Annotated in this window: 21 protein-coding genes and 2 pseudogenes; 3 read left to right on the top strand and 20 right to left on the bottom strand. The window is 35.2% G+C overall.

The window, feature by feature from the left end; all coding sequences use genetic code 11:
• Nucleotides 1-709 precede the first annotated feature (709 nt).
• From ACX5JI_RS07805 to ACX5JI_RS07740, 14 genes and pseudogenes are all read right to left on the bottom strand, one after another.
• Nucleotides 710-1,432: a MerR family transcriptional regulator gene (locus ACX5JI_RS07805; protein WP_459500529.1), complete on the bottom strand. Its 723-nt coding sequence runs from the start codon at nt 1,430-1,432 to the stop codon at nt 710-712.
• Nucleotides 1,433-1,458: 26 nt separating this feature from the next.
• Complete coding sequence (locus ACX5JI_RS07800) at nt 1,459-1,740, bottom strand: hypothetical protein (RefSeq protein WP_459500528.1); 282 nt, start codon at nt 1,738-1,740, stop codon at nt 1,459-1,461.
• Nucleotides 1,741-1,743: 3 nt separating this feature from the next.
• Nucleotides 1,744-2,082: a magnetosome magnetite crystal formation protein family gene (locus ACX5JI_RS07795; protein WP_459501053.1), complete on the bottom strand. Its 339-nt coding sequence runs from the start codon at nt 2,080-2,082 to the stop codon at nt 1,744-1,746.
• Between the two features lie 276 nt (nt 2,083-2,358).
• On the bottom strand, nt 2,359-3,717 hold the full coding sequence (locus ACX5JI_RS07790; RefSeq protein WP_459500527.1) for a 5-methylcytosine restriction system specificity protein McrC: 1,359 nt from the start codon (nt 3,715-3,717) through the stop codon (nt 2,359-2,361).
• Nucleotides 3,698-5,314: an McrB family protein gene (locus ACX5JI_RS07785; protein ID WP_459500526.1), complete on the bottom strand. Its 1,617-nt coding sequence runs from the start codon at nt 5,312-5,314 to the stop codon at nt 3,698-3,700. The genes ACX5JI_RS07790 and ACX5JI_RS07785 overlap by 20 nt, the downstream gene beginning before the upstream one ends.
• 134 nt (nt 5,315-5,448) lie before the next feature.
• Nucleotides 5,449-5,775 carry a pyrophosphohydrolase domain-containing protein gene (locus ACX5JI_RS07780; protein WP_459500525.1) on the bottom strand — a complete coding sequence of 109 codons (327 nt, stop codon included), beginning with the start codon at nt 5,773-5,775 and terminating at the stop codon, nt 5,449-5,451.
• A gap of 169 nt (nt 5,776-5,944) precedes the next feature.
• On the bottom strand, nt 5,945-6,112 hold the full coding sequence (locus ACX5JI_RS07775; RefSeq protein WP_459500524.1) for a hypothetical protein: 168 nt from the start codon (nt 6,110-6,112) through the stop codon (nt 5,945-5,947).
• A gap of 30 nt (nt 6,113-6,142) precedes the next feature.
• Nucleotides 6,143-7,026 (bottom strand): annotated as a pseudogene (locus tag ACX5JI_RS07770) (alpha/beta hydrolase).
• A 159-nt stretch (nt 7,027-7,185) separates the two neighbouring features.
• Complete coding sequence (locus ACX5JI_RS07765) at nt 7,186-8,622, bottom strand: GntP family permease (RefSeq protein ID WP_459500523.1); 1,437 nt, start codon at nt 8,620-8,622, stop codon at nt 7,186-7,188.
• A gap of 90 nt (nt 8,623-8,712) precedes the next feature.
• Entirely contained in the window at nt 8,713-9,504 is a 792-nt protein-coding gene (locus tag ACX5JI_RS07760; RefSeq protein ID WP_459500522.1) for an enoyl-CoA hydratase, read from the bottom strand.
• 47 nt (nt 9,505-9,551) lie between these two features.
• Complete coding sequence (locus ACX5JI_RS07755; protein ID WP_459500521.1) at nt 9,552-11,156, bottom strand: ATP-dependent acyl-CoA ligase; 1,605 nt, start codon at nt 11,154-11,156, stop codon at nt 9,552-9,554.
• 227 nt (nt 11,157-11,383) lie between these two features.
• Nucleotides 11,384-13,114 carry a sigma 54-interacting transcriptional regulator gene (locus ACX5JI_RS07750; RefSeq protein WP_459500520.1) on the bottom strand — a complete coding sequence of 577 codons (1,731 nt, stop codon included), beginning with the start codon at nt 13,112-13,114 and terminating at the stop codon, nt 11,384-11,386.
• 442 nt (nt 13,115-13,556) lie between these two features.
• The gene (locus ACX5JI_RS07745; protein ID WP_459500519.1) at nt 13,557-13,865 is read right to left on the bottom strand and encodes a pyrophosphohydrolase domain-containing protein; all 309 of its coding nucleotides are present in this window, start codon (nt 13,863-13,865) and stop codon (nt 13,557-13,559) included.
• 405 nt (nt 13,866-14,270) lie between these two features.
• Entirely contained in the window at nt 14,271-14,723 is a 453-nt protein-coding gene (locus ACX5JI_RS07740) for an OsmC family protein (RefSeq protein ID WP_459500518.1), read from the bottom strand.
• Between the two features lie 135 nt (nt 14,724-14,858).
• Here ACX5JI_RS07740 and ACX5JI_RS07735 point away from each other — a divergent pair, with 135 nt between their 5' ends.
• A complete protein-coding gene (locus ACX5JI_RS07735; protein WP_459500517.1) occupies nt 14,859-16,151 on the top strand; it encodes a hypothetical protein in 1,293 nt (430 codons plus the stop codon).
• Nucleotides 16,152-16,237: 86 nt separating this feature from the next.
• On the opposite strand, the pseudogene ACX5JI_RS07730 reads toward ACX5JI_RS07735, so the two are convergent.
• The 3 genes and pseudogenes from ACX5JI_RS07730 to ACX5JI_RS07720 all read right to left on the bottom strand — a co-directional run.
• Nucleotides 16,238-16,549: pseudogene (locus ACX5JI_RS07730) on the bottom strand (transposase); the annotation flags it as partial.
• Nucleotides 16,550-16,646: 97 nt separating this feature from the next.
• Nucleotides 16,647-17,747, bottom strand: coding sequence for an ISL3 family transposase (locus ACX5JI_RS07725; protein WP_459501052.1), 1,101 nt, complete (start codon nt 17,745-17,747; stop codon nt 16,647-16,649).
• Nucleotides 17,734-18,204 carry a transposase family protein gene (locus ACX5JI_RS07720; RefSeq protein ID WP_459500516.1) on the bottom strand — a complete coding sequence of 157 codons (471 nt, stop codon included), beginning with the start codon at nt 18,202-18,204 and terminating at the stop codon, nt 17,734-17,736. The genes ACX5JI_RS07725 and ACX5JI_RS07720 overlap by 14 nt, the downstream gene beginning before the upstream one ends.
• A 229-nt stretch (nt 18,205-18,433) precedes the next feature.
• Here ACX5JI_RS07720 and ACX5JI_RS07715 point away from each other — a divergent pair, with 229 nt between their 5' ends.
• Nucleotides 18,434-19,705 carry a protein NO VEIN domain-containing protein gene (locus ACX5JI_RS07715; RefSeq protein WP_459500515.1) on the top strand — a complete coding sequence of 424 codons (1,272 nt, stop codon included), beginning with the start codon at nt 18,434-18,436 and terminating at the stop codon, nt 19,703-19,705.
• 137 nt (nt 19,706-19,842) lie between these two features.
• On the opposite strand, the gene ACX5JI_RS07710 is transcribed toward ACX5JI_RS07715, so the two are convergent.
• Together ACX5JI_RS07710 and dcm are read right to left on the bottom strand one after the other, a co-directional pair.
• Nucleotides 19,843-20,625, bottom strand: a complete 783-nt coding sequence (locus tag ACX5JI_RS07710; protein ID WP_459500514.1) for a BglII/BstYI family type II restriction endonuclease — start codon at nt 20,623-20,625, stop codon at nt 19,843-19,845.
• 695 nt (nt 20,626-21,320) lie between these two features.
• Nucleotides 21,321-22,604, bottom strand: coding sequence for a DNA (cytosine-5-)-methyltransferase (gene dcm / locus ACX5JI_RS07705; protein ID WP_459500513.1), 1,284 nt, complete (start codon nt 22,602-22,604; stop codon nt 21,321-21,323).
• Nucleotides 22,605-22,957: 353 nt separating this feature from the next.
• On the opposite strand from dcm, the gene ACX5JI_RS07700 reads away from it, so the two are divergent.
• On the top strand, nt 22,958-24,349 hold the full coding sequence (locus tag ACX5JI_RS07700) for a Sau3AI family type II restriction endonuclease (protein ID WP_459500512.1): 1,392 nt from the start codon (nt 22,958-22,960) through the stop codon (nt 24,347-24,349).
• A 101-nt stretch (nt 24,350-24,450) separates the two neighbouring features.
• Here ACX5JI_RS07700 and ACX5JI_RS07695 read toward each other — a convergent pair whose 3' ends face one another.
• The gene (locus ACX5JI_RS07695) at nt 24,451-24,627 is read right to left on the bottom strand and encodes a hypothetical protein (protein ID WP_459500511.1); all 177 of its coding nucleotides are present in this window, start codon (nt 24,625-24,627) and stop codon (nt 24,451-24,453) included.
• Nucleotides 24,628-24,694: the final 67 nt, after the last annotated feature.

Raw genomic sequence — 24,694 nt, 5'->3', positions numbered from 1 at the left:
AGCTAAATTCGAAGTCCGTTTTCTGCAAATTTACCAAGTGGCATCAGGACTAAAAGTTAAGAAATCTAGATGTATCAGAGGTTTTTCTGCATCTTTTGAAAAAATAAAAATAATACGTTATCGCTGGTAAAAAATTAGATAAAGCTGTGGTTCATGTAGTATTATATGGAGTGTAGGGATTTGTACTTCTTGTTTTTTCGGGGTTGAGTAGGAACATTAGATGTATTTAAACTCTCCTTTTTGACAATAAAAAAAGAAGCATGTATATGTTGAGTAGTAACATTGGATGTATTTAAATTCTAATTTCATAACCGTTAAAGAAAGCCTAGCCATCGTTGAATAGTAACATTGAATGTATTTAAATTGTTCTTTCACCTCAAAAGATGCTGCCGTTTTGTTGTTGAATATTAACATTGGATGTATTTAAATAATACAACAACTTCTTTACCTTCAAGACCAGTAGCGTTGAATAGTAGCATTGGATGTATTTAAACGTGTCCCCTTGGGATGCTATCACTCCGTTGAATAGGAACACTAGGTGTATTTAAATACTAGTTCCACTTCTTTTACCTCCGGAACATTCAGGCAAATAGTAACTTTATATAGTTTAGCACTGCAATTCGTCTAATATTTTGATTGTCCTTCTAATATAAAAAATAAAGACACCTTAACAAATTCATTATGTCTTGTTAAAGCGCCTACCTATTACTTACATATTTTTCATAGCTTCCTTCAAATACTGCTCTTCTTCCCTCGTCAATAAAGCAGGAAATTCAGCTAATGGAATATCCTCCTGTTTCGTAATATGTTCAAATTCATGTTGTGGTACACCAGCGATTTGGAGGATTTCTTCTATTACATGATACAACTCTTTCACAACCGCTTGAACATCAGGATGTGCTGCATCCTTCTTCTCTTCCTTATATCTCTTTACCTGTTTAATAAAACTCATAAACTGCTGATTGAATTTCAATTTTAACTCTTTATCATCAATATCTTCTATTCCTCGCTCTTCTAACCACTCTCTATTTTCCTTTTCCCACATGAATGTTTGTAAAACAGAACAAAATAACGAGACATCGATTCTTTCTTCTTTTTGTACTATCTCTACCATTTCATCCATATGTTTAAGTACTTTCGCAATCCGTTCTTTTTCTGCCAGAAGTAATTCCTTTTGAAAATGAATCCGTTCCATAAAGTGTTCCTTTGGGATTTCATTTTGTACAATGATATTTTGAACCTCTCCTAGCGAGAAACCAAAATGTTTTAACGCTTGAATTTGCTGCAATACATATAAATCATCTTTTGTATATAAACGATGTCCACCTTCAGTATAATCGCTTGGTTTTAATAGATTGATTTTGTCATAATAACGAAGCGTTCGTACCGTTACATCACCTATACTGGCGAATTCGCTAATTGTCCAAGGCATGGTTTCACCTGCTTTTTCATTTTTATTTATGACTTAATGTTTTGTTTCTTAATTACGTACTGCACCATATTAGAAATATTTGCTGATACACTTTTATGGCTCTTCATTTGCATCCCTAACTGGAACAAACATACTACAAGCAATAAAAAATTAAAGTTTTTTCGAGTTGAGTTACCGTAGCTAGTATCATAATCTTCATCACCATAATACAGACCATCTTGCTTGCTCTTTCTCATACACAAATAAACAGCAGCAAGGAACGCCACTATCGCAATAACAATTTTCTTTTTCTTTCCTTCTGTGTTCATTCTTTATTCTCCTTCCATAGCGTATTTTTCTTCTTTAAATAACGGAATACGAATGAGATAAACGTATGGCTCATTTCGGATTACTTTCCATGCGACGATTCCCACTTGAATTACTTCAAAAGCAAACACAATCCAAAATAACACTAGACTTATACGTGAACTCATATTGAATAGTAGAAATATAAACAAATGAAAGTTAAAAGCTTTTCGGCAATGATATTTGTATACTTTATTTTTACGAGCTAGTGTGAAATACATAAATATTGGTGAGAGAATGCCTATAACAGCTGATAGAAGTAACATGATGATGGCGACTCTTTGTTCACTTGTGGTATTTTTCAGTAGAATCTCCCCCTTTCTTTTTTATCGTAGGGGGTGACGTCGGGGGAAGTTCAAGGGGATTTTTGAATTTTTTTTATAAATGAAAAATATGAATTTTAAATCCTATAGAAAAAAACTGCACCTCAAGCATAGACTCTGTCTAACAATTGAGTGCAGTTCAAGCAGCTCCCCTGCTTCATCTATTTTCCGTATCACTTTATATACAACTTGATGCCCAACCATAGAAAAGCGCTACTCCATTAGTCATCGTTCCTTAATCAGTTCACCGTAACGCATCTACCCGGGGGTAATCTCTTTCAATTTCGCCAATATATTTATAATTTTGTTTGCTAACTCCTCGTTTTGATTGTCTAAAAAAACTTCTAAATCACCAGATTTAGGCACATTGTAAGGTATTAAATAAAACTTCCCATTCTTCCAAGCTTTTGAAATCGGCGAGCTTGTCACTACATCATCATTTTCATTAGTTGGGTAAATTACACCACCGATGCTAACATTTAGCGCAGACATATACATAGAGATTTGATAAACATCCTTCTTTACTGCACTTGTATCCTTCTTAGACCAAGCTGGGCGGTGCTTTGCGTCAAAGACTGCTTGATTTCGTTTATTGTGTGACAAAACAAAGTCTGGCTTAATTTGCATATCAAATCCCTTAAGTTCATATAAAATCGGATAACTATCCTGCGTTGAAACTTCATAGAGCTCAGACATCTTTTTCATCTCAGCAAAAACCGTGTCCTCTAAAAAATACTCCCACAGCTTATTTACATCGATCAACAAGCCTGTAATCATTTGATTTTCTTCTTGAAATATGTCTGTACCTGAATGACGAATAATCTCGATACATACTTTTCGCAGACTCTCAACTTCTGTAAAATACGGGTGCCTAATAGACTTTGTAAGTTGCTTTAATAGTTGTTTTTTATCTATACTCCTATAGTTTGGCAATTCCCCCTTAATCTGTGCAATAAAGCGTGAAAGAATCGGATTCTTTTTAAACATTTGCTGTACAAAAATTGGGTTCTTACTTTTTAATACATCATAAGCTGTTAGAATCCCTATATTCACTGGATTCATTGCACTACGCTCCCGCACATGATAAGGTAATCGACCATCCTGAATCATAATTTGTTTCATATAAACATTAAAATTAATCGTTCCTTTAATGTTACTATCGTAAAAATCAAAGTTCATATACTGCTTGAATGTTCCTTTTTTCATTGCCTTCTCAAGAAGATAAACAAAAATAAATAACAACATCTGTTCAAAAGCTTTATCTCGACTCGCACTCACCTGCATGCTTTCAAAAATGAACGCCTTTGAACCAAATACTTTTTTTAGCATATAGCTTAAAAAAATTTTACTCCCATCATTTTTATCAAAGCGAGAACCAAAAGTAATTCTCACCCCATTTTGATTATCGAACAAAACACCAACATATTGCTGTGTATAATAATCCCTGCCAATATATTTCCCAATAAGCGGTACTGACTCTTTTCCCAAGACTTTCATACCATCTCCTAGGACAGTAATTCTCGCCTTTCCTTCACGAATATTCTGCTGAACACGTTGTAAAAGTGAAACTTCTTCCTCATTAGAGACCTTTTGGTAATCATGAAAGTACATCTTCATCACTCGACTCATTCGTTTTTAATATCTTTAGAAACGTATCTTTAGCAGACTCAACAAATTGCTCCGCTCCTATATTGCCTCGCACATATTCTGTAATAATAGAGCGCAAGCGATACTCCCAAACATATTGCAATAAACGTTCAACATTCCCACTTTTGATTGGCTCGGGTAAATTAGAAAAGTATCCTTGGCTAATATAATAATTTTCGTTTAGCAAATATTCCTTCCCTTCATTCGCTATATAACTATTTAATTTTCCAACCTGTTCCGTAACAGTCTGAACCATCCCCAAATTATCACCAAAGAAACGTCCAGAATGAAATGCCTCATCTAAACTTTCTTTTGTTACATCCACTGGTAACCACATAAAGCGACGACGTAACGCAAAATCCATACTCTCTACCGATCGATCAATATCATTCATTGTCCCAATGATAATGACATTATGAGGTACATAGAATCCATCTGCAAACACATCATTTGCATCTACACCATGAACTGGTAATGAATCATACTGCAACTTAAATGGTTGATCACGTTTGTCTGCTTCTAAGGCAAATAGTAGCTCCCCAAAAACTTTCGAAAGGTCAGCTCTATTAATCTCGTCTATAATAAAATAATATTGATTATATTCTTTCTTATCGAATTCCTTTTCCTCAAGGTATGTATTATACTCATCTACCTTTTTATTTTGTAATACAACCTTACGACAAAAGGCTTTGAAAACACCTTCTATCTTTGCAAAACCGATTGGTCCTTCCTGCTGTGTTGACGGAATGGGACGAATCCCTTCTAGGAAGTCCGAATAATCATATGACGGGTGAAATTGGACAAGTTCATAAGATTTACCATTATCTATCGAATTTTCCTCACGAATCCTTTTATCGTTCCTTCTAGCAATAGCTAACGCTGCATATGTCTTTCCCGTTCCAGGAGGCCCAGTTAAAATTACTTGTTTAACACCATTCGTTATCATGTCTTCTAATATCTTTTCAGTTGAACCTAACTGAACTTCTTTACTCTTTACAACACTTTCCTCGGTAACATTCACATCGATTTCATCTAGATGGTTACGAAAATCTTGTGTTACAAATGTGTCTTCTTTTAGTTTATTAATCAGTTCTGCGAGAGTTATATCAATAGATTGATTGATATTATTATACAGATATTGAAGAACTTTGTTATTATCAAATTTTTCATGATCAAACTCCATATCCTCCCAAAGATAATTCTTATCCCCCCCAACCTCAGACATCTTTAATTCTTTACCATCTTTACCCCTACCCATAATAATCTTAAAGCCTTTTAAAAAGGAACCATTAGTTTCAGCATTAGGCAAGCTCGAAAAAGATTCTCTTTTATCAAGTCCAAAGGCTGCTTTAGTTTCGTTAACTACTGATTCAAATTTCAAATTTTCACCCTTCCTTATAAAGGGTAAAGCAGCAACAAGTAGGATGAAAAAGTTATTATTTTTATTATTGGACTTATTTTTCGTTAAAAATAAGCTATCAAAATCTATGTCCTCTCCTCTCTTAATAAAATCCCTTATTTTCCAATTAAATATTTTTTTCGAATCGATATTTTCTACTTCTGACATGTCCCTTCACCTCTTATGATTTCTAGTAGATTGATTATAATTGAAACTTTACAGAGTAAATTCAATACATGGGCCTTCAGATAAGAAAGCTGTCCGCCACTCTCCCACAACAAACACTAGTATCGGGATGAAAATTATTCATTATGTACCTCAACTAAAAAGATTCGTTCCCGAAAACCACCACGCTTTTCAGCTTTTTGTTTACGTACGTTCTCAACATCCTCTAGCGTTACCCCCTCATACTGCGTCAGTGCATTTACAAGTTCTAATAGATCCGCTAGTTCTTCAACTTTATGTTCTTTACTCTCAGCCTCTAAATACTCCAATAACTCTTCTTGTATCTTCTTACTTACTTCTTCTATGTATTCTTTTTCATCTAAAATTCTAGTTGTCACTGTTTTCCCGTTGTTTTCGATAATTTCCGGAATGCGGTCACGTACTAGTTTGTTGTAAGTTGGCATTTGAATTTCTCCAATGTTTTCAGTTTAATTTTATTATACCATACAAAATTTCCCTTTTTTCAGTTAAAGTAAACATGCGAGAATCTTAAAGCAATCCTCGTTTTTATAAGTGTAATTTGAGGAACAGAGTGAAAAGACATCCTAACAAATTGAGGATGCCTTTTCATCATTATATATTTTTCATTGCTTCCTTTAAATATTGCTCTTCTTCCCTTGTTAACAGAGCTGGGAATTCTGCTAATGGAACATCATACTGTTTCGCAACATTTTCAAAATCAACTTGTGATATACCATTACTCTGTATAATTTCCTCTATTAAAAGGTGCAGCTCCTTCACAACTGCTTGAAATACCGTACTTCACTCTCATTACCCCAGCCAATTCATTACATCTTCAGCAACTTCATTCGGTCGATCCCAATGCATTAAATGCCCGGTTTCTCTATATAATTTAGCCGTTATATCAATATGTTTCTTAAATTCAGCTACTTACAACTCTCTTATTTTCAAATAATCATGAGGAAGATCACAATACAATAGAAGTATGTCACTCTTAACCTTATGCAACTTCAATGTTTTATAAACTGTATACTGAAATTTAACTACACCTCTAGCAGTATCACCAGTAGCATGCCATTTTACTTTCCCATCTTCTTCTCGCATTAAATCATAAACCGCACGTTCTATGAGCCGTGACCATCTACTGTACGCCTGTTTTTCTGATTGGATAAATTGTTTTTTACTATCAAAGATATATTCATCAAAATCTTTTTCGTAATAGGTTATTTCTTCTTCTAACGAGCGAGGGGAAACATCTCCTTCTGCCGCTCCTTTATATAATTCTGCAAAATAATTTTTATTCATCTCACCATGATGATAACCACCATCTAAAAGAACCATTTTACGAACCTTTTCAGGGCGTTCCGCTGCGTAATGAAATGCGACACTTGCGCCCCATGAATGTGCTACTATATGAAATGTTTCTCTTCCAATCTTCTCAAGTAATGCCACTACCCAATTCGTAAAATGAGATGAACCATAATCTTCATCTTTCTCGAAACTTGATGTCTTTCCATGTCCAGGTAAATCAAACGATACAATATGATACTTATCTTTTAATCGCTCTGCTACCTCTATAAAACTTAACTTCGTCCCCCTAAACCATGAAAGCAAATAATTTGAGGACTATTTTTATTTCCCCATTCACAGACACTTACTTTATAACCATTACACTCTACAAAAAAGTGCTTCACTTTCTTCTTCTCTATTCCTAGTAAAATTGACGAATGTATAAACACATTTACATTCATATACCTTTCTATAACAATTATCGATATACCTATTTTTCATTCTGTAAAATGAAATTTTCACACAAACAAGCCATCACTCTATAAAATGATGGCTTTACAAACTTATACAATCGAAAACATTAGATAAACCCCAACAACGAAGAAAACAGCAGCCGTCTTAATTAAAGTAATACCAAAAATCTCTTTATACGCTTCCCGGTGCGTTAATCCTGTCACTGCAAGCAAAGTGATAACTGCTCCGTTATGAGGCAGTGTATCCATACCTCCCGCAGCCATTGCGATCACGCGATGCAGTACATCTAATGGAATCCCAAAATTCGCTGCTGCTTCAATATACTTGTCTGCCATTAACCCTAATGTAATACTCATTCCGCCCGATCCTGACCCTGTTAACCCGCACAATATATTCGTCATGACCGCTCCGTTAATTAAAGGATTGGAAAATGTCCCAGTCAAGTAATTTTGGATCATAACAAAGCCAGGTAAAGCCGCAATAACGGCACCGAATCCATACTCAGCTGCCGTGTTCATCGCAGCTAAGATGGAACCACTTACACCCACGCTTGTAATCGATTGAAAATGTTCTTTTACCGCTTGGAAGTTTAATAATATAGCGGACAGTATACCGATAAGAAGTGCGATTTCCACTGACCAAATACCGACAACTTGTGCCATATCAATTGTTCCGTACTCCTTCAAACCGATAGATGCAAAATCAAATCCCTTTGTATACCAAACAGGGATGAACTCTGTAAAGACTTTATTCATCACCCCAACTAGTACAAGCGGTAGAAAAGCCATCCAGTAGCTAGCCGAAATTGCATCACCTGTAACAATCGGCGTTGGTGCCGCTTGCGCGCTAGTTGTCGCAGCCATTTCAGGAGCGGCATCACCTTTCCCGAAATAACCTTCGCCCTTAGCCGCTGCCTTCTTCCTACACCTTTCCAAATACAGCATGCCACATGTAAAAATGAATAACGCTCCAATGATTCCTAATGTAGGTGCTGCGTAAATATTTGTTTTAAAAAATGTAGTTGGAATTACATTTTGAATTTGAGGCGACCCAGGAAGAGAATCCATCGAAAACGTAAATGCACTAAATGCGATTGTCGCTGGAATGAGACGTTTCGGAATATTTGCTTCGCGAAATAATTGTGCTGCAAATGGATAAATCGCAAATACCGCCACAAACAAACTGACACCACTGTATGTAAGAATCGCTCCCATTAACACAATGGAAAGAATCGCTCTTTTCACACCTATAAAACGGATGATAATTTTCGCGATTTTTTCTGCGATTCCAGTGATCTCAACCACTTTACCAAATATCGCTCCAAGCAAAAACACAGGAAAATATAATTTTATAAATCCGACCATCTTCATCATGAAGACATTAGAGAAGAACGGTAAAACGAGCGCTGGATCAGTCAAAAATACAGCCAGCAAAGCACATAACGGAGCGAATAAAATGACTGAGAATCCCCGGTAAGCAACAAATATAAGCAAGCCAAGCGATAACAGTACAATCAATAAATCCATAATCCCTAGTCCCCCCTCAATTCTCTTAAATTTGTTTTATGCCTTGATATGTTGTTACGATGTCTACCAAAGGCAGACATCGTATTCTTTTTATTTATGCTGAAAAAGCGGTACTCTCTTTTCTATAAAAGCACCCACTCCCTCTTTTACATCACTCGTTTGAAAGACATGACCAAAATTTTTAGCCTCTATTTTTAGCCCTTCCTCAAGAGAATAAGATAGCCCTTTATTGATAGATTGCTTCATCAACGATAAAGCAGGAAGAGAAAATCGGGCCATCTTCGCAGCCAGTTCCTTTGCCTTATTTAGCGATTCGCCGCGCGGAACAACATGATTTACCAAACCAAATCGCAAAGCCTCTTCAGCACCGAGCGGTTCACCAGTAAACATCATTTCTTTTGCCCTCGCAGTTCCGATTAAACGAGGCAAACGCTGCGTTCCTCCTGCCCCTGGAAACAAACCTAGTGTCACTTCCGGAAGCCCAATTTTGGCATGGTCTTCGATAATCCGTAAATCACATGATAAAGCTAATTCACACCCGCCCCCAAGCGCTAATCCGTTAATCGCAGCGATGACAGGCTTCGGCAGGCTTTCTAACTTATTTAACGGATTCTGAAGCCACAATGCTTTTTCCTCCGCATATTCACTTCCTTTTCCAATCCATTCCGGAAATGACTTAATATCTCCTCCGGCAACGAAAGCTTTTTCTCCAGCACCTGTTAGAATTACAACAATAACTTCATCATCCCGTTCAATTTCATCAACCACTGTTGTCAATTGCTCAATCACCGCATAGCTCAGTACATTCACAGGAGGACTATCAATGATAATAGTCGCGATTCCTTTTTCTTTAGACCATGAAACAACTCGCTTATTTTCCAAGGCAATCCCTTCCCTTCCCTTCTTTCTCATATGTAATAAGGTAATCGTCAACTCGTTCTTTTAATGACATACCCAGCCTGCTCGCGATCCCAAGCAATACCGATTCCTTCTTCCTGCAGCTTAAACTTCTGAATCCGTTCCGTTGCGGTTTTTGGGAAAGCTTCACTGAACTGCACATATCGCGGCACCATAAAATAAGCCATGCGTTCTTGACACCAATCGATAACCTCTTCATGGGACATCGTTTCCCCTTGCCTTACAATTACATACAATTTGACATCTTCCTCCCCTACTTCTGACGGAACACCAATCGCAGCGGATTCAAGCACTTTCGGATGATTATTCACGACCTTTTCAATTTCCCAAGAAGAGATATTTTCTCCGCGCCTTCTAATACACTGTTTAATTCGATCGCAAAAGTATAGGTAACCTTCCTCATCCCGATAACCACGATCTCCTGTATGGAACCATCCGCATTCCATCGCTTCTTCTGTTTTATCCGGCATTTTATAGTAGCCTTCCATGAATGTTTGTCCTTGTAAAGCACGAATAAAAATCTCTCCGATTTCACCAGTCCGCACTTCGTTTCCTTTCTCATTTACAATCTTTGTCTCGACGTAGGAATACGGTTTTCCGATAGAAGGCGGCTTATTAGCTTTCAATGGATTCGTTACGCAAAACCCTGTCGTTTCCGTTAATCCGTAACCTTCCACAATCCGAACGCCAAATCTCTCCTCAAACGGCTTCCAAAATTCCTTAGGCGTAGCAGCACAAGCCGTCACCCTTGCTGGATTTTCATAATCATTTTCCTTTTCCGGCTGCTTGCAAAGAATTGGAATCATAGATCCTAAAGAATTGAAAATCGTTGCGCCATGACTGCGAATTTCATCCCAAAAACGTGAAGCACTAAACCTCTTTCCAAGAGCAATCGTCGCATTGGAAGAAATAGCACCGAGTACTGTATGAGCTTGAGCATTAATATGAAATAACGGCAGCGCTGTAAATAAAATATCTTGCGAATTCGCGCCAACCATATAGGTAGCGAATGACTTTGCAGAATTAACATAAGCAGAATGACTTAACATAACCCCTTTCGGTAATCCAGTCGTTCCAGAGGTATAAAGGATACTGTTGATAGAAGAGGAGAAAATAGATTCATTTGGAAGATAGTGATGATTTGTATGCAGTACATCTTTCAATCCGATTACCGGTCGTTCTTTACCATCACCCGCGATGATTACGCTTTCATTATTTCCGTGAACGACAATCACAATTTCCCTTTGTATAAATGGTAAACAAGAAGCGATTTGAAGAACAAATTCCTTATCAACGATTATTAACTTACAATCAGAATGGGATACAATATACTGCAAACCTTCTCCCTTTAAATGCACATTAAGAGGCACCGCAATTGCTCCCATAAAAGATAAAGCAAACCATACATCCAGATATTCAGGGTTATTATGAAGCATAATACAAACCTTGTCCCCTTTTTGAATACCGAGTTCATACAATCCCGCTGCAGCCCTTGTAATCCGATGATAAAGCTCCTCATACGTAACCCTTTGTTCTTCAAATTGTAAATACGCCTTATCCGGTGACTTGTCGATACTTTGCATAAGAAAATGCGGCAAACTCTGATTCTCCAGCACTAGATTCCATCCCCTTCCTATTACAATTCTTTTTATTTATATAGCAAAAGTTATGCCAAAAATCGACTCATTCCCCATTTCCTTATTCCTTCAAGGACCAGCCCCCAATCTCTCTTACATGTCCACCTTCCCATGTCGCATTTATGCTAAAAACGATAACAACTATGTCGCATATATAAGAAAGCGTCGCAAAAACGCGACAAATAAAAAAAGGGCCGATTCGCCCTTTATCCAATTCCGTACCTTTCTATTTTTCGATATAAGCTAGCCCGATGAATCCCCAAAAGCTCCGCTGCCTCTTTTCTATTTCCAGCTGTCTTTTCCAAAGCTCTCGTAATTACCCGTTTTTCAGTGGCTTCCACTTCCGCATGCAGTGAATAGCTTATCTCATTCTCCCCTTGATATCCCTCACAACTTAGCGCTTCTTCCAAATCCTTTTGCCGCAAATACACAGGAAGATGATGCACTTGAATAACCGTTCCTTCCACAACATTCATCGCTCGTTCCAGCACATTCTCCAGCTCCCGAATATTCCCTGGCCAATCGTGCGCCATAAAAATGCCCCTTACCCTGTCGTCCAATGAAAGAACACTACTACCAAGCTCCTCATTCAATTTCCGAATTAAAAACTCCGTTAAATGTACCATATCTTCCTTTCGTTCTCTTAGCGGAGGAATATCAATTCCAAACACATGTAGCCTATAATATAAGTCTTCCCTAAATTCTCCTCTTCGCACCATTTCACGGAGATTCCGGTGCGTTGCTGCAATAAAGCGGACATCAATCTTATGCGTTTTTGTTCCACCGATTCTTTCAATCTCTTTCTCTTGCAGCACCCGAAGCAACTTCACCTGCATGTCCAAAGACATATCGCCGATCTCATCTAAAAACAACGTTCCCTTATGAGCTAGCTCAATCTTTCCAGGCTTACCGCCCTTTTTCGCTCCAGTAAAAGCCCCCTCTTCATATCCAAACAATTCTGCCTCTAAAAGATCCCTCGGAATCGCAGCACAATTCAACCGAATAAATGTACCATCAGCACGCGGACTCGCATGATGAACCGCATTGGCAAAAAGCTCCTTCCCCGTTCCACTTTCTCCTCTTATCAAAACCGTAGAACGGCTTTTCGAAACCTTCAAAGCCATCATTTTCACTTCTTCCATTTTCGCACTCTCTCCTACAATACTTTGAAACGAAAACCTCCCTGCTTGCAGCCGCTTTAACTCAGTTTGATAGTATGATAACTTCGATTCCATTGCGCGAATCTGATCCGCCAAAGCTTTAAATTGCTGGATATCATGAAACATGATTTTCCCAATCGCACCAATAACCTTCCCTTCCTTCATAATAGGAATACGATTTGCAATAACATTCTGACTATTCACTCGTTGAATATGCCCAATTTCCACCTGTCCCGTCTCCACAATAATATGCATCCGCGTATTCTCAACAACCTCCGTACAATGTTTCCCAATCGCTTCCTTTGGATCATCAATCCCTAAAAATTGTGCATAAGCACCACTAAAAAAATTGATAATTCCTTGTTCATTCACCCCTATAATACATTCAGACAGTAAATTCAAAGCATTTTCATACCGGCTGATGGTGCTTTCTAAAGACTGTATACTTTTCTCCTTGTTTTCCAAAATGACAATCGATCCGTCTTCTTTCCTATCCTGGTACACATAAGATTCATTCACGATGAACACTTGGTTGCCAATCTTGCACTCGTATTTGTGCAAACTATCATTTTGATTCGCTACTAGCTGTTTACGAGTAGGAAGAATGACTGATATGTGCTTACCTATTATCTCTTTTTCCGTTTTGTTGAACATGCTGCAGAATGATGAATTGCTGAATATGACCGTTCCATTATGACTTGTTACTACAATCCCGTTATTCATTACCTGAAGAGCCTGACTCGTTAACTGCAAATTTCCTCCTTCGTCCATATACATTTGGAAGCCCCCTATCAAATCGTGCTCTGTCTCGCATCTCATATATCCATTTTACAACACCTTGTGAAATACTTGGACAATCTAAAGCCAATATATACTTCAGAAGTTAAGGTGAACTTTAGTCATCATGTACCTCAACTAAAATACAAGAAGGGTTATAGGTAAAAATATCCAATTAATAAAATGATCAATAAAATCTCCAAAAATATTATAAAGAATTTAGGTGCTACATATATTGAAAACACTATTTGGTATATTTCTCTGCCTATTGGGAGCCTTTTTAATTGGTTTAACAGTTAATAGTCTCGGAGACATAGGTAACACCATAATGAAAATAATAGGAGTTGTCTTTGTTGCATTGAGCATCAAAATAATAAGCAACAAAAATAAAGAATGAAGCTTGCCTGTTTAGGAACAAGACTGTTAAGAGGCTGTCTTGTTCTTATAATTTCATTGTCTTAACTAAAAAAATTCGCTCCTGAAAACCACCGCGTTGTTCTGCTTTTTGTTTCCTTACTTCTTCCACATCTTCCAATGTTACACCTCCATGCTGGGCTAGTGCGTTTACGAGTTCTAATAAATCTGCTAGTTCTTCTACCTTATGTTCTTTACTTTCTGCTTCTAAATACTCCGTTAACTCTTCCCTTATTTTCTTGCCTATTTCATCTAGTATTCTTGTTATCGATGTTTTTCCGTTATTTTCGATTATTTCTGGGATGCGGTCACGTACTAGTTTGTTGTAAAATGGCATTATGATTCCTCCAATATTGTGATTTTTCCTCAATTATAATATCTATACACACTCCCATACAGTATCCTCAGAACCTATAAAGACACCCTAACAATTTTACCATGGCTTGTTAAAGTGCCTTTTCATAACTAAATATTTTTCATAGCTTCCTTTAAATACCGCTCTTCTTCCCTCATCAAAAGAGCAGGAAATTCGGCTAATTGAATCTCATCCTGTTTCACAATATTTTCAAAATCATTTTGCGGTACACCAGCACTTCGAATGATTTCTTCTATATAATTATTTACGATACAGACCACCAAATATTACAAAAAAATACAGTTGACTTTAAACATAAAATTCACGTTACCCTCACTAAATAAACTAAGATGGATAATCCATCTTAGTCTATAAAAAATAAGTATACTATTTTTTATACCAATTCGATTCTATTCTAACACCTGCATCTTTTAATAAATTATAAACAGGGCATCTTTTTTCTACTTCTTCTTTTAATTCCGTTATTCGAGAATCGGGTTCATATGTTCTAAAGATCACGTCAAAATTAACACTTTGAAAATGTATTGAAATCCCTTTAACTCCCATTAATCCTTGTAAATCTAGTGTTCCATTATTTTCAAAATCTACCTCTTGATAAGAAAAATCCTTTTCTTTAGATATTAACCCAATCATAACTGACGTACAGCTAGACAATGCACCTAATACATACTCAACGGGATTTGGTCCTTCATCTGTCCCACCTAGACTTTTCGGTTCGTCAACTATGAATTTTGAAAAATCTCTAATTGAAATTGAAGTTTTTAAGCCCCCTTCCCACTTTCCACTTGTTTTTACTTTTAACAATTTTTTTGTTCCCATATAGCCACCATCCTTAATTCAAAGTAATTTTATAGGTTTTATTATAAAATAAAAATTCAGAATTGTGAACTCGATTTATTCTACTTATGGTTTATCGTAATTATGGTATGATCTAGGTGGAAAAGGAGGCTTATCATGGCTGTTAATACGCAGGTCGTAACTTGTGAGGTTTGCAACACAAAAACATTGGTTAAATTCCAAGTAGGCACTTTGAATCAATACCCTGTTCACTATTCATGTCCCACATGCTTAACAAACATTTATGGAGATATCTTAATTCATCATGGAGAGGGTTATATAGAGTTTAAATTAAACAATGCTAAGAATGAGGATCAAGGCAAGGAAGAATATATTCTAGTATTATCTGGCGAGTTCCCATCCATTAAAATAGTGAAATCAACCGAGGATACATTTCACGCATCCTTATTTTCACCTTTTATTCGTTATTCACCTCATAGTGAAGACGAAAGACGAAAATACCAAATTTTACATGGATTTTTACCTGAATTTATAAATGCGGAGTGGAAGATGATAGAAAGAATCGCTCATCTTTACTTTAACGACCAAGAAAGATATTTAGAAAGTGAAGTGAACAAATTAAGAAAAAGTCCAAAAATCACTATCAGTCCGTACGAAAAAGATTCCAGTGTTAGTAAACTTGTAACAACGGTTTTTAGAGAACTCTCATCTTCGAAGCCATTATTAGAATCTCCATCGGAATCTCTATCTGATCAACTAAATGCTATTTCTAAAGATAATAAAGAAGCATATTTAAAATTGCTAGATTTTTATACGAGGAATGATTTACTTAAAATTCAAAAAGAATTATTTTCTCTTTTTAATGCCTTCATAAATCATTACCGATATCTGGTACCTGTAATATATTTAGAAAATATGGATAGAAAAATAGAAGAAATTAAATACCAAGAGGGTCTGACTACTGTTTCTCTTGAAAAACTAGACCGATTATATCAAAATACATACGAGACATTGCTAGAAAACTCAACGTTAACTATGATGCTCGATAATTTGATTGTTCGTGGTTCAATTAATAGTATGAATCCTTCTATCACAGTTAGAAAAAAGCCCGTTAGAAATATACATGACTTTCAATCCCTTACAAAAGGACAAAAATTAGCTTATTTATCAGACAAGAACAATGTGTTTTCTCAAATCTTTCAGGAATCTCTTGATACAAAATTAAGAAATCCTATTGGTCACAATAACTATTCGTATGACCCCAACTCTCAGTTAATTAAATTTCATTCTAATTATGCAAATCAAGCACCTAAACAGCTATATCTCATTGAGTTTGCTAATAAGTGCTTTCAATCTATCAAGATTAACCTCTTGATTTGGGATATGACCGTACTGATAAGCAAACTCATTAAAGAACGAAATAGAGAGGTTGTCCCAAAAGGTCGCTAAAAATGACCTTTTGTAGACAACCTCTTCCTTTTTCCTTTATATGGATAAGAAAATGATTCATAGGAAAGCAAAACTACTGATTTCTCCTATGACTTTGGATTTTTTCCTTTTAGTTGAGCTGTTGTTACCCATTTCCGTAAATTATGGGCAACACAAATAAGACCCCATCCCAATCTGTTTTTGGAAAGGCCTCGCAAGGAGAAGCGTTGGAAGAAACGATTGTATTTAATATGACCAAATACGAGTTCTACCTCTATTTTTCGTTGACCGTATAATTCTTTCCCCTCTTTTGTACGTAAACGTTCTCGCACTTCTTTTCGCTGTTTTTGATTTTTTACAGAGACGCTGATAGATTTTGTTTCTTTTCCTTTGGCACATGTTTCTTGAAATGGACAGCCCTGTTTTCAGCAGGAAAAAAATGGTTCTTACGTATTTTTGGTAAAATCTCATATAACGTTGTTACCTTATAAACTATTGTTCTTTCAAAATAATAAATCAGAGCTTATATAACATGCGCTTTTGCAATACCGTTAAACTAGCTCGCCCATATAACATTCGTTTAATTGATTTCAAGCGATTTACCTGTCCTTCTAGAACTCCATTACTATATGGAAGAATAAATGCATGTTTAACCGCTTGTAAATCGCTACGTAAATGACGGGCATATTGATAAAAAGGTTGTTCTTTATGTGAAAGTTGTCTTCTTAACCATTGTGAAAATCGTTCATAATCAGATTGTTTTACAATCTCACGATAATCTTGTATGACCTCATAAACTTTTCGGATATTGGGATATTTCTTGAAGCATCGCTCTAAATCCGTTTTTTCTGAAGTATTCAGTTGATCGGGATGAATCCAAAACCATCTAGTAAGTTGTTTTCTAGCTATTTGATATGTAGGGGATTGGTGATTAGAACGTTTCCGTGTGCGTCTTATATCTTCAACAAGTGTACGTATAGCCGAAAAGGTACCGTTATATCCGTCCTTACGGATAAGTTGATCAATCATTTTAAGTGTTTTTCCCTCTTTCTCAAGATGAATAATAGATTCAAGATAACCTTGAGCTGGACTGATACGACAACGATTGGTAGTAGATACGTTATTCATTTTAATGTATTTTTTAATCGTTCTCCAATTTAAATGGTACTCTTTAGTCAGAGAATTTATAGATTTCCCTGAGCGGTGGGATTCCTGGATTTCCTGAATAAGATCCCATTTTCTTTTTTGACGTATAAGTTTTATTTTTTCTGCCTTTGTTAACGCTGTTTCAATCGAAATAGATGGGGTTTCATTCCAAGTAATAGTAGAAGGAACGGCTGACAAAAGGAACGTATCTAAATGTTTCCTAGCATTTTTAATAAAATGCCAGCGATCATATACTTGAAGAATAGAAGAATTAGCATCAGAAATTCCTTGCCGAAAACTTGTAAAACCATCGCGACTTACTACTTGAATATGAGGATGTTGTTTCAACCATTCCGTTAGTATTTCAGGTGAACGATTCGGTAATAGAACTAATGGTCTATGACTACGCAAATCACAAACAAGTGTCCCATACGTATGTCCTTTACGGAAAGCAAAATCATCTACGCCAATGAAAGGGAGACACCTTTGTGTCTATGCTGGTTTTACGAACAATGGATAGTAACACATCATGACTGATTGGAAGGTGTATGGTACGAGCAACTTTCTCTCCAGCTAAGCAACTTGTAGAAAATGCAATTTTCCGTAAAACTTTTTCTGCACGAAGTGTGCGACGTCCGTTGGGAGTTAACCAGTCATAACGTTCTGTAAAAACCTTAATGGAACAACAAGGATTATCACAAAACCACTTGTGTGAAACGAGGAGAAGGATAACAGGTTGGTCTGTAATAGGAAGATCTTGTATAAGACGAGTATAACGACTATGGAGATGAGAAGAAATAGAATGACAAGCTGGACAGTTTGCGGAAGTACGATTATTTTTTACGGTTAAACGAAGGTGCTGGTCCTGTGGAGATACATCTATAAGTTCGAGAAAAGGGTCTGGACTTGACCAAGAGATGTTGTACATCATGGTTCACTCCTTTTCTTTTATTATATCAATGTAGTGCACAAAAGGACAGGTCACCAAAAATACGTAAGAACCACTTTCATTTTGCACTAAACATCCCTATATATTTGATTTCTATCTTACCACCATATCAATTAGTCGTAATTTATACTTGCATTTAAACGTTCAGAATATATTTTTATTTTAAGGTAAATATATTTTTATAGAAAAGATACAGGGGGTATATTGTATGGATTCAGTAAATGAAACCGCTCAAGAAATGACTAACCAACAAATTATGGATATTTTATCTAAATTAACCCAAGGCGATAGACGAGATTCGGAACACATTCGAAATAGTCTTCAAACTCATATTGATGTCATGAATGCTCATTTAATAGGAGGGTTAGAACATAGAGAAATAGATGAAATCACTTTAAATTATCCAGTAGACTCTGATGGGAATGTAATGACAAATGGTTCTATTTCTTCTAGAATTTTATATTGGTTAGGTATCAAAGGTAAGGAAAGTAGAAAATCCATCTTCTTAGGCATCTTTGCAAATAAAAGTTTAGAAGAAATAATCGAAATGTTCAAAAATGCAAGAACAATGTATGGAGAAAAACGGAAAATTAATATGATTATCAATCTATTCCAATTCAGCAAGTTGGCTAATAATCATATAGAATTTAGAGAATTGTTAAGCACGTATGATCAACTTTATATGACGAAGGTTAACAATGTCTTGAAAATAACAGCAAAGGCACGTACTCAAGATCCTTTGCTAAGAGTGTTACTCGAAAACCGTACATTTTTAGAGGAAACAATAGAACTAGAAAATATACCTAATATTTTAAAAGAAATGGCAATGCAAGCTTTACAAATTATTGAAAGCAAACAGATCTCAACCTTTGAAGATGAGGTGCAAGAACTTAATAGAATTTTAGGTAACGCTAAAGTAAACACACCTTTAAATCAATTGGGTACAGTTAATTACAATATATCAATAGAAGATAAAGTTTTGATAGAGATTGAACCACCTTTTTCAAAAAAACAAGAAGGTAATTCACAACAAATAAATAACCAAAGAAGAAATCGCCGTGCGACAAATCGAAACTACGAGAGAGAACAAAAGAGAAATAAAATTGTTGGTGATGCAGCTGAAATAATGGTTTTTAATATTGAAAAAGAAAAACTAGTAGCAGCGAATCGTGTAGACTTGGCTGAACAGGTAGAACATGTTTCAAAAACACAGGGCGATGGTCTTGGATATGACATCAAATCTTTCGAAATAGATGGAACTGAGATTTATATAGAAGTGAAGGGATCTAGTGAAACAGTAAATAAAGGATTTCTTATTTCAGACTCTGAAGTAAGATTTTCAAGAGAATCTACAGAACAATTCTATCTTTATCGTGTATACGATTTAAATAGTAATAAACCTAAATTTTTCAAACTAAAGGGTCCTATAGAAGAACATTTCGATTTAGTACAGACAGAATATTTCGCGAAAATTAAGTAAAATCTCAGAGTCCCTATTTTAAAAATATTACTAAAAATAGGGACTCTCCATAATACAAGTATAATTTTATAATGATTGTGTTATGCATTATTACAAAATTATACTTACCTTATAATAATTCTCACAACAGCTCCTCTTTACTTTATGTCTATACCAATTAACCAAATAGGCATACTTAAAACGCTTTTAAACTCTTCAAATATATTTTTAGTTTTTTCGAAATTTACTGTCCCATTACTTATCGCATTAGCAAGGAGTCCTGTTGCAGTTATATAAATAAACAAATCTACATCTTCATCTCGTTCAATTTGAATTACTTTTAATATATCTCGATAAACTAGACCCCAGTTACCAAATTGAATTTCTCCAAGAATAGTTGGAATTTGTTTTTTTAAATCTATATCAGTACCGATAGGTGTATCGAGTTTCATCTTTTTTGATAATTCATACCAAATCAATCGTTTATCTAGTTCTTTTTCCCATAACTCTTGTCCATCAAAAACAGCTCTTCTACCATAACATAAATTTCTAAAATTAATTAAATTGTATTGATCATCAATGTGAGCAAAATCAAATCCACCCGTTTGTAAAGAATCAAAAAATACACCTTCTTTAAAGGTAACTTCATATTTAAATTTCAACCTGGATGCTTTAAATCTATTTCTAATTCCTTTATTTAGAGGAGTAGTTTCAATTCTTCCCTTATAATAGGAGTTTCTTTTAGTTTCTTTGAACTCATAATAGAACTTTTGTTCAATTACCTTTCCGTTAAGAGCTGACATAATAGCCTCTTTTACATCCGTATAATTCTCTAGAAATAAGTCGCTGTGTCGAAAATGTTCTTCATCAGCTATGTATAATTCACCCGAGGTTCTTTGTTTCCACTGCTCAGCACATTGTTTATCCATTTTCATTTGCATTAGGCAACCTCCGTTCTTTAATTAATTTTGATGAATGTGGTTTGTATTTCTTTAAATATTAGAACAGATATTCTTTCTCTCCATCCCCTTTATACAAGCTTTATACTTAGTTATAAGCCTTGTTTTAATAGTATTAGATGAATTTGTATAGTTTTCTAGGGGAATCCTTTATTTCCACAACTACATTTTGACTCTTTTTATAGCAGGATTGATTATACTAAATGCCAGCTAGTTCAAGAGCTTTGCATATTATATGAACAAAGTTTCTTCTTGAAAATCAATAAATTGATGTAATTCGGCATCTTTTATTAACTTCTTCTAACAAGTAATGAGCAGTACTCTACATGGCTCAACTGTGAAAACATCCTATCTTATATCATCGCTTTCAACATTTTTATATTTGTTGGGTGTCATAAGAATTTTTCTCATTTCACTATTACTCCTTTAGAAAAATAATCCTCTTGGTCGCTAAACCCAAAAGATACGATTATCAATAGCTTTTATTACTGTATAGTATATCATTATATTTAAACACTAAAAATCACATCTGTTCCTCATAACTTCCTCCACTCTTGCATCCAATTTTCAGAAACAAAAATATCCTGATTCTGTATTAATACAGAATCAGGATATTTTTTTAAAAATTCTATCTTGTAAAAAGTACAACTCTCTTTATAAGAAACCATTCTGTATTTTTAAAGTAAACTAAGTTGTACCCAACCATCCTTTTCTTCCTCTTCTTTATTAATTTCTAAAATCCTTTTCCCCATTCGTTCCACCAAATCAACAACAAGAGCATTCCCCATACAAAAATATCGATTTCTTTGTGGCATCCCTGTATTTGTCCAATCCATCGGGAACCCATTTAATAATTCACATTCCACAGGTGTCAAATATCTTAACCTTTTTGTATAAGGATCTTCAATTACATGAGAGCTTCTATTACATGTCCCCTCACTTGTTAGCATTGTACGTCCAGGCTTATCTAAATGATCAGGGAAGGCCATTCCTCCCTCAGAATAGAAATATTTATGTCCTGTCGCTTTCGATACTCGTTCTTCTTTCTTAGGACCTTTTAAGTACTTAAGCTCTTCAAATTCCGTTCGTCCCTTTTTATTAACCTTATCTGTCTTCAAATAATAAGATTCGTCCGCTGGTCCAAATTTATCATATGCTTTCTGAACAACCTGACCTAAAGTCTCAGGATTTTCAGTTACCGGAACTACTTCTTCAGTATATACTTGTCCATCTATCATTACACCAGAATTATAGTATTCAGCTTTAAATGTATCAGAAACCTCTATAATATCGCTTGGCAATTTAAATTTCCCTCTTTTTTTGTTTTCCTCAGGTGCTTCATACACTTTAAAGACTGGAGCAAAAAATCCCTTTTCACACAATATCTCTAACGATTTCATTTCATTTTGGATAGATGCGAAATAAGACTCTTTTAAGTACGCAAAAATAAATACTCTTCGCCTTCTTTGCGAATATCCGTAATCTGCAGCATTAATAACTCTCCATTCAACTGCATATCCAGCATCTTTAAAGCTTGCCAACATAATAGAAAAATCACGACCTCTTTGCTTGGCTGGTGATTTCAATAATCTGTCTACATTCTCTAATAAAACAAACCTCGGTTTTCGAGAATTAACTATTTTCATTATCTCCCAAAAAAGAACACCTTTCTTTCCTTGTATTCCCTTTCCGCTCGACAAAGTGCGTGCTACAGAATAATCCTGACAAGGAAAACCTCCAACTAACAAGTCATGCTCAGGTACCTCTGGCCAAGCTTCAGCTATATCTCTATTTACATGTATTCCTTTATTTTCAAAGCGGGTTGCATAACAGTTAAATGCATGCTGTGCTTTAGTTGAGGGCTCCCACTGGTTCCCCAAAAGAACTTCAAAATTTTCATTTGCTTCAAGTCCTAACCTAAAACCTCCTACTCCCGCAAAAAGTTCTACTACTTTCATCATAAATACACGAACATCCTTTCGGTATTTTATTTACCTATGCTTCATTATAATAAAAAGTAAGGAAAAGATCAACTCCAACATTATATGAATAAAAAATTTTTATAAGTTCCTACTTACTGTTGCATCTATAAACAAACTATACGCCTTGTTTAAAACAGTATAAATGAAACAAAATCTTCTAATCAAATTCATAATACAAGTTATTACTAGAGGAATTCCGTCTTTTTTACCTACTTATATTTTACTTATGCTAATTTACAAACAGTTTTTTATTATATCATATTTTTATATGTAATGTTTTCAGTTCTAAATACAGCTTACGACACAACATTAAACGCGGAAAGGGGTTCATTATGGAATATACTACGACAGAGGAATTAATGTTAAAAGCAAAAGAAGCTGAAGGAAAAACATTCGGGGAGATTGATACAACTGATAGACTTGCAAATAGGAAATCAAAAGGCGGCCTAGGCCAAGTAATTGAAGAAAGTTTTTTTGGATATGAAGTAAATTCAAAAGCCGAGGCGGACTTTGCAAATCTAGGAATTGAACTGAAAGTTACACCATTTAAGCGCAATAAAAACGGAACTTTATCTGCTAAAGAACGTTTAGTGTTAAATATTATCAACTATATAGAAGAAGTTCATACGCATTTTGAAACATCTAGCTTTTGGAAAAAGAACGAAAAATTATTGCTTATGTTTTATGAATGGGTACCAGATATAGATCGTAAAGATTACTATATTACAAAAAGTCTGCTTTTCACATATCCTGAAGCTGATTTAGAAATAATTAAACAAGATTGGGAAACAATCGTAACTAAGATTCGCTCTGGAAAGGCACATGAATTATCAGAAGGTGATACAAACTACTTAGGGGCTTGTACAAAAGGTTCAAATAAGAACTCCCTTCGCCAACAACCTTTTTCCGAAACACCTGCAATGCAACGTGCATTCTCATTAAAACCATCTTACATGACAGCCTTGGTACGTAGATATATTCAAAATGAAGAGCTTATAAGCTTTACAAATGCAAATGAACTAAAAAACAAATCCCTAGAAGAAATTTTAACTTCTAAATTTGCACCATATATAGGATTAACAGATAAAGAAATTGCAGAAAAATTATCCGTAGATTATAAACCTAGTTCAAAAAGCTTTGTCCCATGGTTAGTAAGTTCCCTATTAGGTATTAAAGGAACACGCCTTGATAATATTGAAGAATTTGCAAAAGCAAATATACAATTTAAAACCATCCGTTTAGAGCCAACTGGAAAACCAGAACAAAGCATGTCATTTGAAAATATTGACTTTAACCAGTGGACAAATGAAGCATGGGAAGAAAGTGAGATTCGCGATAGATTTTATCAAACAAAGTTTTTATTTGTCATCTTTGAATTTAAGCAAACAAAAAAAGAAAATCCAAACCGTGAACTTTATTTAAAAGGAATCAAGCTTTGGAACATGCCTACTCCTACAATAGAAAATGAAATAAGACAGTTATGGGAAGAAGTTAACAAAGTAATAAAGGAAGGTATTCAAATTCAATACAAGAAGCGCGGTAATAAAATGGTGGAAACAAATAATTTACCAAAGAGCAAATTTAATGGAGTTGCACACATACGTCCAAAGGGTAAAGATGGATCAGATAAAGTAACATTACCTGACGGGCAGCAAATTACGAAACAATGCTATTGGTTGAATAATACGTATATAGCTGATATTGTTGCTGACACAAGCAAATAAACTACTCATTTGAATCCCCCAGATAATAAACAGGCTCTTATTATCTGGGGGCATTTTTTATTTAATAGAGAACTACCTAAATAAGAGAAATCCACTACCTCTTATTTAAGTATTGGAATATCCGAAACTTCCCTCTTTATAATCTTAGTTAATTCCTTCGCAGCGTGCTCTTTATTATATAGTTCATCTACAAGTAAAGAATGAGTAATCATGCATAAATTAGTTATTAATTCTGTTTTCTCACCAATGATTAATAAACAATCTTCTCGCGTTAACATATAATCACATCCTTTTATGGGATTATCAGAAACACACTACTCTTTTTGATTATAACCAATACCTTAA

The organism is Bacillus sp. C1 (genome assembly GCF_054570475.1).
Note: the sequence above shows the minus strand (reverse complement) of the source record. Positions and strands in the feature narration are given on the sequence as shown.